This is a genomic window from Melaminivora jejuensis (assembly GCF_017811175.1).
In the GTDB taxonomy this organism is placed as follows: Bacteria; Pseudomonadota; Gammaproteobacteria; order Burkholderiales; family Burkholderiaceae_C; genus Melaminivora; species Melaminivora jejuensis.
The window spans coordinates 3168900-3182075 of the sequence record NZ_JACWIJ010000002.1 but is presented as its reverse complement, the minus strand read 5'-3'; the positions used below and the strand labels follow the sequence as shown (position 1 = coordinate 3182075).

At 70.9% G+C, this 13176-nt stretch carries 12 protein-coding genes; 6 read left to right on the top strand and 6 right to left on the bottom strand.

Going from position 1 to position 13176, the window contains the following annotated elements; all coding sequences use genetic code 11:
- The first annotated feature begins 55 nt into the window (after positions 1-55).
- The 3 genes from IDM45_RS14905 (at position 56) to IDM45_RS17785 (ending at position 1202) form a co-directional block, all read left to right on the top strand.
- Entirely contained in the window at positions 56-433 is a 378-nt protein-coding gene (locus IDM45_RS14905; protein ID WP_325168988.1) for a guanyl-specific ribonuclease, read from the top strand.
- Positions 434-567: 134 nt separating this feature from the next.
- Positions 568-993, top strand: coding sequence for a barstar family protein (locus tag IDM45_RS14900; RefSeq protein ID WP_209423542.1), 426 nt, complete (start codon positions 568-570; stop codon positions 991-993).
- 68 nt (positions 994-1061) lie between these two features.
- Positions 1062-1202: a hypothetical protein gene (locus IDM45_RS17785; protein ID WP_232653802.1), complete on the top strand. Its 141-nt coding sequence runs from the start codon at positions 1062-1064 to the stop codon at positions 1200-1202.
- 70 nt (positions 1203-1272) lie between these two features.
- Here IDM45_RS17785 and rsmA read toward each other — a convergent pair whose 3' ends face one another.
- From rsmA to IDM45_RS14880, 3 genes are read right to left on the bottom strand one after another with little or no spacing between them, the layout of a single operon-like run.
- Positions 1273-2085 carry a 16S rRNA (adenine(1518)-N(6)/adenine(1519)-N(6))-dimethyltransferase RsmA gene (gene rsmA / locus IDM45_RS14890; RefSeq protein WP_209423541.1) on the bottom strand — a complete coding sequence of 271 codons (813 nt, stop codon included), beginning with the start codon at positions 2083-2085 and terminating at the stop codon, positions 1273-1275.
- A complete protein-coding gene (locus IDM45_RS14885; RefSeq protein ID WP_209423540.1) occupies positions 2082-3494 on the bottom strand; it encodes a peptidylprolyl isomerase in 1413 nt (470 codons plus the stop codon). Before IDM45_RS14885 ends, rsmA begins: the two co-directional genes overlap by 4 nt.
- A gap of 60 nt (positions 3495-3554) precedes the next feature.
- Complete coding sequence (locus IDM45_RS14880; RefSeq protein ID WP_209423539.1) at positions 3555-6041, bottom strand: LPS-assembly protein LptD; 2487 nt, start codon at positions 6039-6041, stop codon at positions 3555-3557.
- An 83-nt stretch (positions 6042-6124) separates the two neighbouring features.
- Between IDM45_RS14880 and IDM45_RS14875 the strand changes: the two genes are divergently transcribed.
- From IDM45_RS14875 to IDM45_RS14865, 3 genes are all read left to right on the top strand, one after another.
- The gene (locus tag IDM45_RS14875; protein ID WP_209424156.1) at positions 6125-7237 is read left to right on the top strand and encodes an aminoglycoside phosphotransferase family protein; all 1113 of its coding nucleotides are present in this window, start codon (positions 6125-6127) and stop codon (positions 7235-7237) included.
- 76 nt (positions 7238-7313) lie between these two features.
- Positions 7314-8057 (top strand): 16S rRNA (uracil(1498)-N(3))-methyltransferase, encoded by a 744-nt coding sequence (locus tag IDM45_RS14870; protein ID WP_209423538.1) that lies wholly within the window; start codon positions 7314-7316, stop codon positions 8055-8057.
- A 135-nt stretch (positions 8058-8192) separates the two neighbouring features.
- Complete coding sequence (locus IDM45_RS14865; protein ID WP_232653806.1) at positions 8193-9296, top strand: GGDEF domain-containing protein; 1104 nt, start codon at positions 8193-8195, stop codon at positions 9294-9296.
- A 47-nt stretch (positions 9297-9343) separates the two neighbouring features.
- On the opposite strand, the gene IDM45_RS14860 is transcribed toward IDM45_RS14865, so the two are convergent.
- The 3 genes from IDM45_RS14860 to IDM45_RS14850 all read right to left on the bottom strand — a co-directional run bounded on the left by IDM45_RS14860 (position 9344) and on the right by IDM45_RS14850 (position 12981).
- Positions 9344-10183 carry an alpha/beta hydrolase gene (locus IDM45_RS14860; protein WP_209423537.1) on the bottom strand — a complete coding sequence of 280 codons (840 nt, stop codon included), beginning with the start codon at positions 10181-10183 and terminating at the stop codon, positions 9344-9346.
- A 7-nt stretch (positions 10184-10190) separates the two neighbouring features.
- Complete coding sequence (locus tag IDM45_RS14855) at positions 10191-11672, bottom strand: M20 family metallopeptidase (RefSeq protein ID WP_209423536.1); 1482 nt, start codon at positions 11670-11672, stop codon at positions 10191-10193.
- A gap of 202 nt (positions 11673-11874) precedes the next feature.
- On the bottom strand, positions 11875-12981 hold the full coding sequence (locus tag IDM45_RS14850) for a GGDEF domain-containing protein (RefSeq protein WP_233457511.1): 1107 nt from the start codon (positions 12979-12981) through the stop codon (positions 11875-11877).
- Positions 12982-13176: the final 195 nt, after the last annotated feature.

Below are 13176 nucleotides of genomic sequence, written 5' to 3'. Positions count from 1 at the left end.
AGGTATCGCGAATGTTCAAGGCCGGCTCCCTTGCTGTGTGCAAGGCGTTTGTGGCGTGCGCTGCTGCCGCGGCCATGCTGACGCCGGGTGCAGCGTCGGCGCGCACTGCGGCGCCGCTGCCTGCTTCGCCAGCCTCCGCCGCTGCTCCCCCATCGCCCTGGCCGAGCTGCCCCTACAGGGCCGGCGCACCTATGCGCTGATCCACGCCGGCGGGCCGTTCCCGTTCGACAAGGACGGCACGGTGTTCGGCAACCGCGAGCGCCTGCTGCCCCAGCAGCGGCGCGGCTACTGGCGCGAGTACACCGTGCGCACGCCCGGCGTGCGCCATCGCGGGGCGCGGCGCATCGTATGCGGCGGCGCCCTGCCCAGCACGCCCGAGGTCTGCTACTACAGCGCCGACCATTACGCGAGCTTTCGGGTCATCACGCCATGAGCGCTGCGCGCCATGCGCCGGCAGCGGCAGGGCGCCCGCTGCGGCCCCTTGAATCCTGCGCCCCCGCCCATGCCAGCACTGGACACGGCGGCAGCGCTCCATTTTTTGAACCTCTGAAAGAAAGAGCTACGCAGATGCAAACGCCACCTCGCAAGGATCAGGACAGCCTGCTGCGTGGCGTGCGCCCCAATATCGTGCAGTCGATCCGCGCCTTCAACGCGCACGAACTGCAGGTCAGCGCACGCAACCTCGGCCACCACTTCCTGTACGCCAACCTGGCGCACGCCCAGACCCGCCAGGACATCCTGGAGCTGATCGCCCTGCAGTTCACCTTCCCGGCGCACTTCGGCAAGAACTTCGATGCGCTGTACGACTGCCTGACCGATCCGCTGCACAAGTGCGGCCCGCAGCCGGGCTTCGTGGTGGTGCTGGAGCAAATCCCGGTGACGCCGAAGTTCGACAAGGAAGTGCGTGAGCAGCTGCTGGACGTGTTCCGCGAGGCCGCCGAATACTGGGCCGACCGCAAGATCGCCTTCCGCTGCTTCTATTCTTTTCTGTAGCCCGTTCTGCAACCGCCGGCCAGGCGGAACGGGCCAGCGACACCGCACAGGGCGTCGCACCCCAGGCCATGAATATCGAGATCGCCGCCGCGCAGGCCTCCTGCGCAGACGTGCAAAAGCTGCCGACCGACGTGCTGGTGGATGTCTCGCCGTTGGCGCTGCGCATGAGCAGCCCCTTCAACACCGGCTACTGGCTGTCCGCCGCCTGACCGGAACAGGGCATTGGGGCTGATTGAACACAAAATTTGCCCTAAGCCCTTTCCCAGCAAGCGTTTCCAGCTATTGTTTTTGAGCCAATGCCTGGGCCAGGGCGACGTACTCGGCCACGGGCACTTCCTCGGCGCGGCGCTGCAGGTCGAAGTCTGCGCTCCAGCCGCGCGCCGCCAGCCAGCCGCCCAGGGCATGGCGCAGTAGCTTGCGCCGCTGGCTGAAGGCCACCTGCACCAGTTCGGACAGCAGCGCCACGTCCACCTGCGGCGGCTGCGCCAGCGGCACCATGCGCACCACGGCGCTGTCCACGCGCGGCGGCGGCTCGAAGGCCTGTGGCGGCACGAACAGCACGTCCTCCATGTCGTAGCGCCACTGCAGCATGACCGACAGCCGGCCATAGGCCGGCGTGCCGGGCGGCGCCACCATGCGGTCTATGACCTCCTTTTGCAGCATGAAGTGCTGGTCTTCGATGACCGGGACGTGCTCCAGCAGATGGAACAGGATGGGCGTGGAGATGTTGTAGGGCAGATTGCCGACGACTCTGATTTTCGTAGCACCCAGCGCTTGCCCCACCTGGGCAAAATCCACTTTCAGCACATCGGACTCGATGACGTCGAGCTGCGGGTGCTGGCGCAGCCGCGCGGCCAGGTCGCGATCGAGCTCGATGACCGTGAGCCGCCCCAGGCGCTCGACCAGCGGCTGGGTCAGCGCCGCCAGGCCAGGGCCGATCTCCACCATGGGCTGGCCCGGGCGCGGTGCGATGGCACGCACGATGGCGTCGATGATGCCGGCATCGGACAGGAAGTGCTGGCCGAAGCGCTTGCGCGCCACGTGCGGCTGGCGTCCGCCGGGCGCGGGCTTTTTCGCGGGGGCCGGCTTCACAGCTGCGGCGGCTCGCGGTATTCGACGTAGGCGCGCGCGCGTGCGTCGCGCAGCCAGTCGGCAAAGGCCTCGTCGAGCTTTTTCTCGCGCACCACGTCGCGCACCATGTCGCGCTGCTGGCGCTGGCTGAGCTTGACCTCGCGCCGCTCCAGCAGCTGGATCAGATGGACGCCGAAGCGCGAGACCACGGCGTGGCTGATCTCGCCCGGCGCCAGCGCGTCCAGGGCCTGCTCGAACTCGGGCACGTAGCGCCCAGGCAGCGCCCAGCCCAGGTCGCCGCCGTCCTTGGCGCTGCCGTCCTGCGAATGCTCGCGCGCCAGCTGGGCGAAGTCGGCCTGGCCCTTGGCCACGCGCGCGCGCAGCTCTTCGAGCTGCTCGGCCGCCTGGCGCTCGCTGGTGCCGGGCTGCACGCGCAGCAGGATGTGGCGCGCGTGGTTCTCGATGGCCGTGGGCGCGATGGCGCCGGCGCGTGTACGCTCGACCACTTTCAGGATGTGGTAGCCGGCGGGCGAGCGCACCGGCCCGACCAGGCCGCCCACCGGCGCGCCCCGGGTCGAGCTGACGAACAGGTCGGGGTAGCGATCCACCGGGCGCAGGCCGAACTCGCCGCCGCGCTCGCCCTCGGGCGCGTCGGAGAACTCACGCGCCAGCTGGGCAAAGTCGCCCCCGTCCTGTAGCTGCGCCAGCACTTGCTGGGCGCGCTTTTCGCGCTCGGCGGCCTGCACCGGCGTGGCGTCCTCGGCCACGCGGATGAAGATGTGGCCCAGGTTCAGCTCCAGCTGACCGGCGCCGGCGCCCTGCTGCTGCTCGCGCAGGAAGCGGTCGATGTCCAGGTCGGACACGCGCACGCGCGACTCGACATCGCGCTCGCGCACGCGCAGGGCCAGCAGCTGGGTGCGCAATTCCTCGCGGAAGCGCTCGCGGCTCACGCCGTCGGAGTGCAGGCGGCGGTACATCTCGGCCACGCTGACCTCGTTTTGCCGCGCCACCGACTGCTCGGCCTGATCGATGGCCCAATCGTCCACCTTGATGCCGCCTTCCTGCGCCAGCTGCACCTGCACGCGCTCCAGGATCAGGCGCTCCAGCGCCTCGCGCGCCAGGGCTTCGCGCGGCGGCGTCTCCTGGCCGGCGAGCTGCTGCAGCAGCCGCGCGGCGCGCTGGCGCACCTCGTTGTTGGTGATGGGCTCGGAATTGACCACGGCCACGATGTAGTCGGCAGCGCGCGGCGCCAGGGCAGCGCCCGCGCCCGAGCCGCCGGCAGGCGGCAGCGTGGTGGCGATGGCAGGCTGGCGCGGCGCGGCGCTGCCGGCGGGCGCGCGCAGGCCCTGCGCCAGCGCGGGCGGCAGGCCCAGCGATGCGGTCAGCACGGTCAGGCCGGCCAGGCCCAGGATGGATGCGCGGAGAGTCATGGCGTTTGGCGAATGGGTTGTGCGGCTCGTTGCGCCCGGCGGCGCCGGGCGGCAGGGCCGTCAATCGTACTGGCTGAAGCGGCTGGGCACGGGGGCGTTGTCGCGCAGGCTCTGGTAGCGCGGCACGTGCTCGCGCAGCGCCGCCAGCGGGTTGGCGCCCAGCGACAGGCGCGAAAAGCCCAGGAATTCCAGCTGCAGCATGACGCGCGTGCTGGAGCTGTCGATGCTGCGCTGCAGGCGTTCCAGCACCACGCGGCCAATCCAGCAGCAGCTCTCGTACTCCAGGCCAACGATGGTGTCCACCAGCTTGCGATCCTGCAGGCTGTAGTTCAGCCGGCCCACGCTGTACCAGCGTCCCGCGCCTTGCACCGGGCTGGTGCGCTCATCGCCCCACAGGCGGTTCAGGGGCCACTGCCAGCCGATGTCGAGCTGCTTGTCGGGCACGGTGATCAGGTCGGTCACCTTCTGCATCCGGTAGGCCGCGCTCACCGTGCGGTAGGCCCCGGGCGAGTAACGCGCAGCCACGGTGCTGCGCATGAATTCGCCATTCTTGGGGTTGTATTGCACGGTGGTGTCCAGGCCCCACTCGGGCGTCCAGTTGATGCCCGCGCCCAGCAGCACGTCCGACAGACGCTCGCTCACGGGCGTGGCGCCGGGCATGGTCACGCGCTGGTCGGAAAAGCGCAGGCGCTGGGCAATACCGAAGCGCGCCGCCTCGGCGCCGGTATCCGGGTCGAGCAACCGCGTGGTGGCGCCCAGGGTCAGCAGGTTGTTGTCGGCGATGCGGTCGTTGCCGCCGAAGGCGTTTTCCGTATAGACGGTGGCGAAGTTGAAGTCCATGGCCGCCGTGTCATAGACCGGCAGCCGGCTCTGGTCGCGGTACGGCGTGTAGGTGTAGAAGGCGCGCGGCTCCAGGGTCTGCAGGAAGCTGCGGCCAAAGAAGCTGGCGTCGCGCTCGAAGACCAGGCCGCTGTCCAGGCTGAAGGTGGGCAGGGTGCGGCTGGCCGAGTGCTGCGCGCCCGGCAGCGGATCGTCGAACTGATAGCTGGTGGCGTGCAGCTGCAGGCGCGGCGTGATGAAACCCGCTGGCGCCAGGAAGGGCCGGCTGACCTGCGCCAGCGCATAGCCGCGCCGCGCGTCGGGCTGGGCGTACCAGCGCCGGTCGGCAGAAAAATGCGTGTAGTCGGCATCCACGCTGGCATCCAGTCCCAGCGGCAGCTGCGCCGGGGCGTAGCGCCAGTGCAGTTGCGGCAGGCGGTCGTAGGGCGGGGTGATGGGCGCCAGCGGGTCTTGCAGGGTCTGCCACTTGAGCACGCGCAGCGAGGCGCTTTGCGCGCCCTGCGCCCAGTTCAGGCCGGCCTCGCCGGGCAGCAGGCGTTCGGCCAGCTGGCGCGCGGCGCTGCCGCCACCGCCGACGATGCTGCCGCGCTGGGTGAAGTCGCGCCAGTAGTCGTCATCGCTCACGCGGCGGATGTTCAGGCCAAGCGCCATGCCGCCCAGCGGCGTGGCCAGCAACTGGCTGTGCTGGCCGCGCCAGGCCCAGCGGTCGCGGTTGCGCAGGCTGTCGCTGGGCATGAACTGCGCCGCCAGCTCGCCGCTGTAGGCCGGCTCCAGGTAGCGCAGCTCGCCGGCCAGCGACACGCCCCGGCGCGTCAGCAGCATGGGCGTGAGGGTGGCGTCGCGGTTGGGCGCGATGTTCCAGTAGTAGGGCTGGGCGTATTCGAAACCGCTCACGCTGTCCAGGCCGAAGGTGGGCGGCAGCAGGCCGGACTTGCGCTTGTCCGACAGCGGAAAGCTGATGGCCGGCACCGGCAGGATGGGCACGCCCTTGAATTCCAGCACACCGGCTTCGGCGTAGCCCACGTCCTCGGCCTGATCGAGTTCGATGCGGCGTGCGCGCAGCACCCAGTCGGGCTGCCAGGACGCTTCGTCGCTGCGCTGGCAGGTGGTGTAGGTGGCCTCATGTACCACGGAGTGCTCGCGGTCGAGGAAGTCCACGCGCGCCGCCTCGCCGTGCGCGCCGGTGGCCAGGAAGCGGTAGCGCGCGTCGCTGAAGAAGCCGTGGAAGGCATCCACCTGCATGTCCAGCAGGGCGCCCTCGTAGCGGTTGCCGGCGCGGTTGATGCGGACGTTGCCGCTGGCGCGGGCGCGGTCGGCCGGCACGTCGTAGTGCATGGTGTCGGCGTGGATCACAGTGCCCTCGCGGCGCAGTTCGGCGTGGCCCTCGATGGTGGCCTCGATGTCGGGCTGGCCCGAGAGCTGATCGCCGCGCACGAAGACCGGCTGCCGGACGTGCGGGGTCGGCCCCAGCGCCTCCTGCAGCGCGGGGCTGGCACGCAGCGGCGGCGGCCCGGGCGGCGACTGCGGCTGCGCCTGCGCCAGCACGGCCAGCGGCGCGCCGCACAGCAACAGGGCCGCCAGCCGGGCCAGGGGGCGGCGACGCGGCAGGCAGTGCGGGGACGGGGGGCGTTGGGAAGGTGGCACGGGTGGCGGGCGAACGGTCGGGCGCCGGGCAGGCGGCGGAAGGCGGGGTCGGCGGCGCAGCATGGCGATGCTGGTGGGTCGGCGGCGCTGCCTAGAATTCGATTATCCATGAGCCACTTCCCTGCCTCCGCCCCCGGCCCTGCGCCCTGCGCAGCGCCCTCCCCTGCCCCGGCCTCTGCAGCCGCCGGCGCACCCGCCCCGTCCATTGGGACGACCCGGCACGCGCCCAGGCCTTCGCGCAGTGGCTGGCACCCTTGGCCGCCGCCCACGGCCTGCTGCCGGACAGCCTGCGCCCGGCCTCCAGCGACGCCAGCTTCCGGCGCTACCTGCGCGTCGATGCCCAGGGCGGCAGCTTCATCGCCATGGACGCGCCGCCGCAGCTCGAAGACTGCCGCCCCTTCGTCCACGTGCAGGCGCTGATGCAGTCCGCCGGCCTGCGGGTGCCGCAGATCCTGGCCTGGGATCAGGCGCAGGGCTTCATGCTGCTCACCGACGTGGGCCGCCAGACGGTCATCGAGCGCCTGGACGAGCGCGACCCGCAGGCCGCGCACGCCTGGTACCTGCAGGCCGTGGATGTGCTGCTGGACTGGCAGCGCGCCAGCCGGGACGGCGCGCTGCCGCCCTGCGACGAGGCGCTGCTGCGCCGCGAGTTGCAACTGTTTCCCGACTGGTACATGACGCGCCACCGGAGCGCTGCGCCCAGCGACGCCCAGCAGGCCGTGCTGGCGCGCAGCTTCGATGCCATCGTGCGCGACAACCTGGCCGCGCCGCGCGTCTTCGTACACCGCGACTTCATGATGCGCAACCTGATGGTCGGCGCGGACGGGCGCCTGGCGGTGCTGGACTTCCAGGATGCCGTCCTTGGCCCCATCACCTATGACATCGCCAGCCTGCTGCGCGATGCATTCATCAGCTGGGATGAGGAATTCGTCATCGACATCACCGTGCGCTACTGGGACAAGGCGCGCCGCGCCGGCCTGCTGGGCGCGGCCAGCAGCAGCGGCTTCGGCGCTGACTTCGGCGAGTTCTACCGCGCCGTGGACTGGATGGCGCTGCAGCGCCACCTGAAAGTCGCCGGCATCTTCGCGCGCCTGGCCCTGCGCGACGGCAAGCCGCGCTACCTGGCGGATGCACCGCGCTTCATCGGCTACATCCGCCAGACCTGCGGGCGCTACCGCGAACTGGCGCCGCTCTCGCGCCTGATCGACGAGCTGGAGGGCACGCAGGCCGCCATGGGCTACGCCTTTGGCCGCATGTGAGCCAGAAAATACAAGCTAAATCCGTCTCAAACCCTTTGCTGACAAGCGCTGTCAGCTATATTTTTCATAGTCTCCCATGCCGCGCTTTCATTGCCCCGTGCCGCTGCGTGCCGGCAGCCAGATCGAACTGCCGGCGACGGCAGCGCGCCATGTCCAGGTGCTGCGCCTGCAGCCAGGCGACGCGCTGACGCTGTTCGACGGCAGCGGCGGCCAGTGGAGCGCCACGGTGGCGCGCATGGGCCGCGCCGAGGTGCTGGTGGACATCGGCCAGCACCAGGCCATCGAGCGCGAGGCGGCGCGCGCCGTGCATCTGGTGGTCGGGATGCCAGCCAACGAGCGCATGGACTGGCTGGTGGAAAAGGCCACCGAGCTGGGCGCAGCCAGCATCCAGCCGGTGGCCGCCGCGCGCAGCGTGATCAAGCTGTCCGGCGAGCGCGCGGCGCGCCGGCAGGGGCACTGGCAGGCCATCGCCGTGGCCGCCTGCGAGCAGTGCGGGCGCAACCGCATCCCCACCGTCCACGCGCCGCTGCCGCTGGCCGATTGGCTGCGCCAGCAGGCGGCCCAGGCTGGCGCAGACAGCACAGCACCTGGAGCGCGCCTGGTGCTGTCACTGCAGGCCGGCAGCCAGCCCCTGCTGCACGCGGCCGCCGGCGCCGCCGCCGTGTGGGTGCTGCACGGCCCCGAGGGCGGCCTGGCGCCGCAGGAAGAGCAGACCGCGCTGGCGCACGGCTTCGCCCCGGCCAGTCTGGGCGCGCGCGTGCTGCGCGCCGAAACGGCGGCGCTGGCAGCGGTCAGCGTATTGACACTGGCGACGCTGTAGGCGCAGGTCTGGTCACGGTGTCGGCAGGCGCTGATGTACCAAAATGTTTCTTGCTGGCAAGATGCGCCCTCTTGCAAGGAGACACCCCTGAGCCCGCCATTTCGTCCCGATCGGAACCCTCTGCGCGCGCGCCTGTTGGACGCACTGCTGACCACCGAGCGCGAGCAGCGCATCCGCCTGGCCATGACCGGCTTGGCGGCTGTGCTGATGCTGTGCTGCATGGGCGCCATGTACCTGGCCGTGGCCTCCGGGCTGACGCCGGCGCGCCCGGTGCATTGGTGGGCGCTGGCGTGCTGCAGCGGGCTGTTGCTGGTCTATGCGCTGATCCGCAGCGGCTACAGCCGGCGCTGGCAAGACCCGGCCATGACCATGTTCCAGAACCTGACGGCCACCGGCGCCGTGGCCGTGGCCTATGTCATCGCCGGGGAGGCGCGCGGCATCGTGCTGCCCATCGTGGCGGTCATTCTGATGTTCGGCATCTTCGGCCTGCAGCCGCGCCAGATGCGCATCCTGCTGGTGTGCGGCCTGGCCATGTTCGGCACGGCCATCTCCTGGGTGCAGTGGGGCGGCACGCAGCCGGCGCCGCCGCTGGCGCTGTCGGCGGCCTACATGCTGATGATCGCCGTGGTGCTGGTGGCCGGCACTACCCTGAGCCTGCGCATCCAGGCCGTGCGCAGCCGGCTGCACCAGCAGAGAAACGAGCTGAGCCATGCCGTCGATCAGGTGCGCCAACTGGCCACGCGCGACGAACTGACCGGCCTGCCCAACCGGCGCCATCTCAACGAGCTACTGCACGAGCGCCTGCAGCACGCCCGGCACGGCGGCCTGCAGCTGCAACTGGCGCTGCTGGATCTGGATCACTTCAAGGCCGTCAACGACACCCACGGCCACGCCGCCGGCGACGAGGTGCTGAGGATTTTTGCCCGCACCATCGCCAGCGGCGTGCGCTGCAGCGACACCGTGGCGCGCTGGGGCGGCGAGGAGTTCATCCTGCTGATGACCGAGACCGCCCCAGCCGACGGCGCGCGCCTGCTGGATCGGCTGCGCGAGCGCGTGGCGGCGCTGGCGCTGCAATTGCCGACAGGCACGGCGCGCCTGACGTTTTCCACCGGCGTGGCCTGCCTGCGTCCCGGGGAGGGCGCCCAAGAGCTGTTGCGGCGCGCCGACGAGGCGCTGTACCAGGCCAAGGCGAGCGGGCGCGACCAGGTCGTCTGGGCGGCTGGAGATGCTCCTGAATAAGTAGCTCTCAGCGCTTGCCTGGCAAGGCTTTGCGTCTGATTTGACTGTTATTTTGCCAACTGACCGTCCAGCCACTGGCGCAGCGCGGCCAGCACCGGGGCGGCGTCGCGCTCGTTGAAGATCTCGTGCAGCAGGCCGGCAAAGCCGTGCGCCGTCAGCACGCCCGCCGGCGCGGCGGCGGCCAGGGCGCGGCAGCCGGCGGGGTCGATGATGCGGTCGTCCTCGCCCCACAGCAGCAAGGTGGGCACGCTCCAGGCGGGCGCAGCGGCCAGCACCTGATGGCCGCGCGTGGCGATGTAGTGCGCCAGCCGGGCGCTGATGCGGTCGTGGCACAGCGCATCGGCGCGGTAGGCGGCGACCACGGCGGCGTCGTGCGACAGGCCGCGCGCATCCAGGCCGTTGCCCACGCGCAAGTTGGGCAGCAGGCGCGGCAGCGTGGCCAGCAGCAGCCGTTGCAGCGGGTTCAGGAAGGCCGCCAGCGCCGGCGAGGACAGCACCAGCGCATCCACGGGCCGCAGGCCGCGCGCCACGAAATCCGCCGCCACCAGGCCGCCCATGCTGTGGCCCAGCAGCACCAGCGGCTCGCCCGGCGGCATCTGCGCGCGCTGGCTGTCGATGACCAGCGCCAGGTCTGCCGTCAGGCCATCGCCGTGCGCCAGCGCGCCGCGCGCCCCGCCCGAGCGGCCATGCCCCTGATGGTCGTAGCCGCGCACGCCCAGGCCCCAGGCGTTGAGCTGCCGCGCCAGCGCCTCGTAGCGGCCCATGTGCTCGCCCAGGCCGTGTACCAGCACGGCGCTGGCACGGCGCTGGCTGGCGGGCAGCGGCCAGTCGTATACCGCCAGCTCGGTGCCGGCCTGGCCGTTCAGCGTGGAGAGTTGCGCCACCATGGCCGCTTCAATCCGGCATGGCAGCGATGACCTGCGCCACCGCCGCCGTCAGCCGCTTGGCGTAGGGCACGTGCAGGAACTCGTTGGGGCCGTGGGCGTTGCTCTTGGGGCCGAGCACGCCGCAGACCATCATCTGCGCGTGCGGAAAGCCCGCGCTGAGCATGTTCATCAGCGGGATGGTGCCGCCCTGGCCGATGAAGCCGCAGGGCGCGCCGAAGTGCGCCTGGCTGGCAGCGTCCAGCGCGCTGCCGAACCAGGGCGCAATGTCCGGCGCGTTCCAGCCGCTGGCCGCGCCGCCGTGCTCGAAGGTCACGCGCGCCTGGTAGGGCGCGTTGTCCTCCAGCAGCGCCTTCATCTGCTGCACGCAGGCGGCAGCATCCACCAGCGGCGGCAGACGCAGGCTCAGCTTGAAGGCCGTATAGGGCCGCAGCACGTTGCCGGCGTCGCGCAGCGCCGGCAGGCCTTCGGCGCCGGTCACGGACAGGGTGGGCTCCCAGGTGCGCCGGATGAGTGCCTGCACCGGGTCTTGCGTGGTCGGCAGGGCAAACAGCGTCGAGCCGCCGCAGTCGGCGTGCGCCCAGGGGAAGCGCCGCCAGACCTCCTCGCCCAGGATGGCCGCCGTGGCGCGCGCCTGCGCCAGCCGCTCGGGCGGCACCTGGCAATGAAAGCTGGCCGGCAGCAGGCGCCCGGTGCTCGAATCCTCCAGCCGATCCAGCACCTGGCGCATGATGCGAAACGACGACGGCACCAGGCCCGAGGCGTCGCCCGAATGCACGCCCTCGGTCAGGATTTCGACCTTGAGCGTGCCGCTGGCCATGCCGCGCAGGCTGGTGGTCAGCCACAGCTGGTCGTAGTTGCCCGCGCCCGAGTCCAGGCAGACGACCAGTTGCACATCGCCCAGCCGGCCCTTCAATGCCTCGATGTAGGCCGGCAGGTCGGCGGAGCCGCTTTCCTCGCAGGTCTCGACCAGGCCGACGATGCGCGGGTGCGCCACACCCTGGCGCTTGAGCTCCTGCACGGCGGCGATGCTGGCGTAGGCCGCGTAGCCATCGTCGGCGCCGCCCCGGCCATAGAGCTTGCCGTCCTCGTACTTGGGACTCCACGGCCCCAGGTCGGCACGCCAGCCGTCGAACTCGGGCTGCTTGTCCAGGTGGCCGTACATCAGCACCGTCGGGCTGCTGGCGCCACCGGGGCGCGTGGCGGCGATCTCGAACAGCAGCACCGGCGTGCGCCCGGGCAGGCGCACGATCTCCAGTTGCAGGCCGGCGACTTGCTGCGCCTCGATCCAGGTGGCGGCGTTCCTCAGCACCGTCTCCAGGTGGCCCTGCTCGCGCCAGTCGGGGGCAAAGCCGGGCGACTTGGCGGGGATGCGGATGTAGTCGGTCAATTCGCGCACGATGGACTCGTCCCAGGTGCGTGCGATGCGCTCCAGGGCCAGGGCAGGGTCGAGCACGGATTCGAGGGCGGCAGTGGGCAGGGGCGCGTTCATGGGCGGGTTCCTCCAGCGGCGGGACAAGGCAGTGCGGATGGGATGGGGCGGGAAAATCCAGCATACGCCAGATGGGCCAGCCCTGCCGCCCGAACCGGCACCTCAGCCCGGATCGGCCTCGACCCGGTTGCGCCCGAGCGCCTTGGCGGCGTACAGCGCGCCGACGGCAGCGCCTGCGGGCTGGGCGTGCAGTATTCAGCGCTCAGGACATGCCGGCAGCGCACTGCGGCGCAGGGCCATGCTGCACGCGGTTGCGCCCGGCTTGCTTGGCCGCATACAGCGCCTGGTCGGCAGCGTCGATCAGCGCCTCGGCGCAGCCCGGCGCGTGGGGGCGGGCGGCGCATACGCCCAGGCTGATGGTCACGGCGATGGAGCCGCCCGACCAGGGGCAAGGTGCGTCCTGCACGGCCTGGCGCAGCCCCTCGGCCACCTGCAGCGCGCCGGCCAGGTCGGTGCCGGGCAGCAGCACCAGGAACTCCTCGCCACCGTAGCGCCCCAGCAAGTCCTGCCCGCGCAGCCGTGCGCGCAGCACCTGGGAGACGTGGCGCAGCACCTGGTCGCCGGCCAGGTGACCGCGCGTGTCGTTGACGGCCTTGAAGTGGTCGATGTCCAGCAGCACCAGCGCATACGGGCTGGCCGTGCGCGCGGCCTGGGCCACCTCGCGCTCCAGCACCTGCAGCAGGGCGCGGCGGTTGACCACACCGGTCAGCGCGTCGTAGGCCGCCAGGTGCTGGTTGGCGGCGTCGGCCCGATCCTTGGTCATCAGGATGAAGCCCAGCGAGGCCAGGATGATGGTGACGAAGGCCATCATGAAGAGCACCGCCTGCGTCGGGCTGAGCTGCAGCAGGTCAGCGTTGTCCAGCCGCCCGGACAGCGCCAGCCAGCCGCGTCCGCCCATCAGCAGCACCTCGATGCCCATGCTCAGGCTGATCAGCCAGGCGCCGCGCGGCTGGCCGGGCGCCTGCGGGCGCCACAGCGCCCACAACGTCAGCAGTAGCTGCAGCGGCAGCACTACGCCAGCGGACATCTGCCGGGCGCGGTAGTCGCCCACGTGCCAGCCGAACAGCAGCAGCGCAGCCGCCACCGGCAGTCCCATGCGCCACCAGGGCAGGGGGCGCGCATGGAACTGCGCGACTGCCGCCAGCGTCAGGGCAAAGGCGCTTGACAGCAGGGCATTGGCCAGCACCACGGTGGCCCAGTCGGGCGCATGGCCGCGCAGCGCGTACAGCACGTAGCAGCCGCCGTGCGCCAGCAGGCCCAAGGCCCACAAGTCCACGCCCTCGCGGCCTTGCGGGCGCACCACGGTCATGGCCCGGCCATGGCGAACGAGGATGCCGCCGTCATGGCCAGCATGGTGAAGACGTCGAGATTGGGCATGGATGGCGCATGGTACATGCGCGCCCGACCGCCTATATCTTTATAGGCCAAAAACGATGGAAACCCTTACTGGGAAAGCGATTGCAGCTACCAAAACAGCAGCAATTGCAGTAGCAATTGCGCATAT

Excerpts from the sequence above, each read along its gene's own strand:
- IDM45_RS14870 (WP_209423538.1), top strand. The coding sequence starts at position 7,314 with ATGCCGCGCTTTCATTGCCCCGTGCCGCTGCGTGCCGGCAGCCAGATC.
- IDM45_RS14885 (WP_209423540.1), bottom strand. The coding sequence starts at position 3,494 with ATGACTCTCCGCGCATCCATCCTGGGCCTGGCCGGCCTGACCGTGCTG.
- IDM45_RS17785 (WP_232653802.1), top strand. The coding sequence starts at position 1,062 with ATGAATATCGAGATCGCCGCCGCGCAGGCCTCCTGCGCAGACGTGCAA.
- IDM45_RS14880 (WP_209423539.1), bottom strand. The coding sequence starts at position 6,041 with ATGCTGCGCCGCCGACCCCGCCTTCCGCCGCCTGCCCGGCGCCCGACC.
- IDM45_RS14900 (WP_209423542.1), top strand. The coding sequence starts at position 568 with ATGCAAACGCCACCTCGCAAGGATCAGGACAGCCTGCTGCGTGGCGTG.
- IDM45_RS14860 (WP_209423537.1), bottom strand. The coding sequence starts at position 10,183 with ATGGTGGCGCAACTCTCCACGCTGAACGGCCAGGCCGGCACCGAGCTG.
- IDM45_RS14855 (WP_209423536.1), bottom strand. The coding sequence starts at position 11,672 with ATGAACGCGCCCCTGCCCACTGCCGCCCTCGAATCCGTGCTCGACCCT.
- IDM45_RS14850 (WP_233457511.1), bottom strand. The coding sequence starts at position 12,981 with ATGACCGTGGTGCGCCCGCAAGGCCGCGAGGGCGTGGACTTGTGGGCC.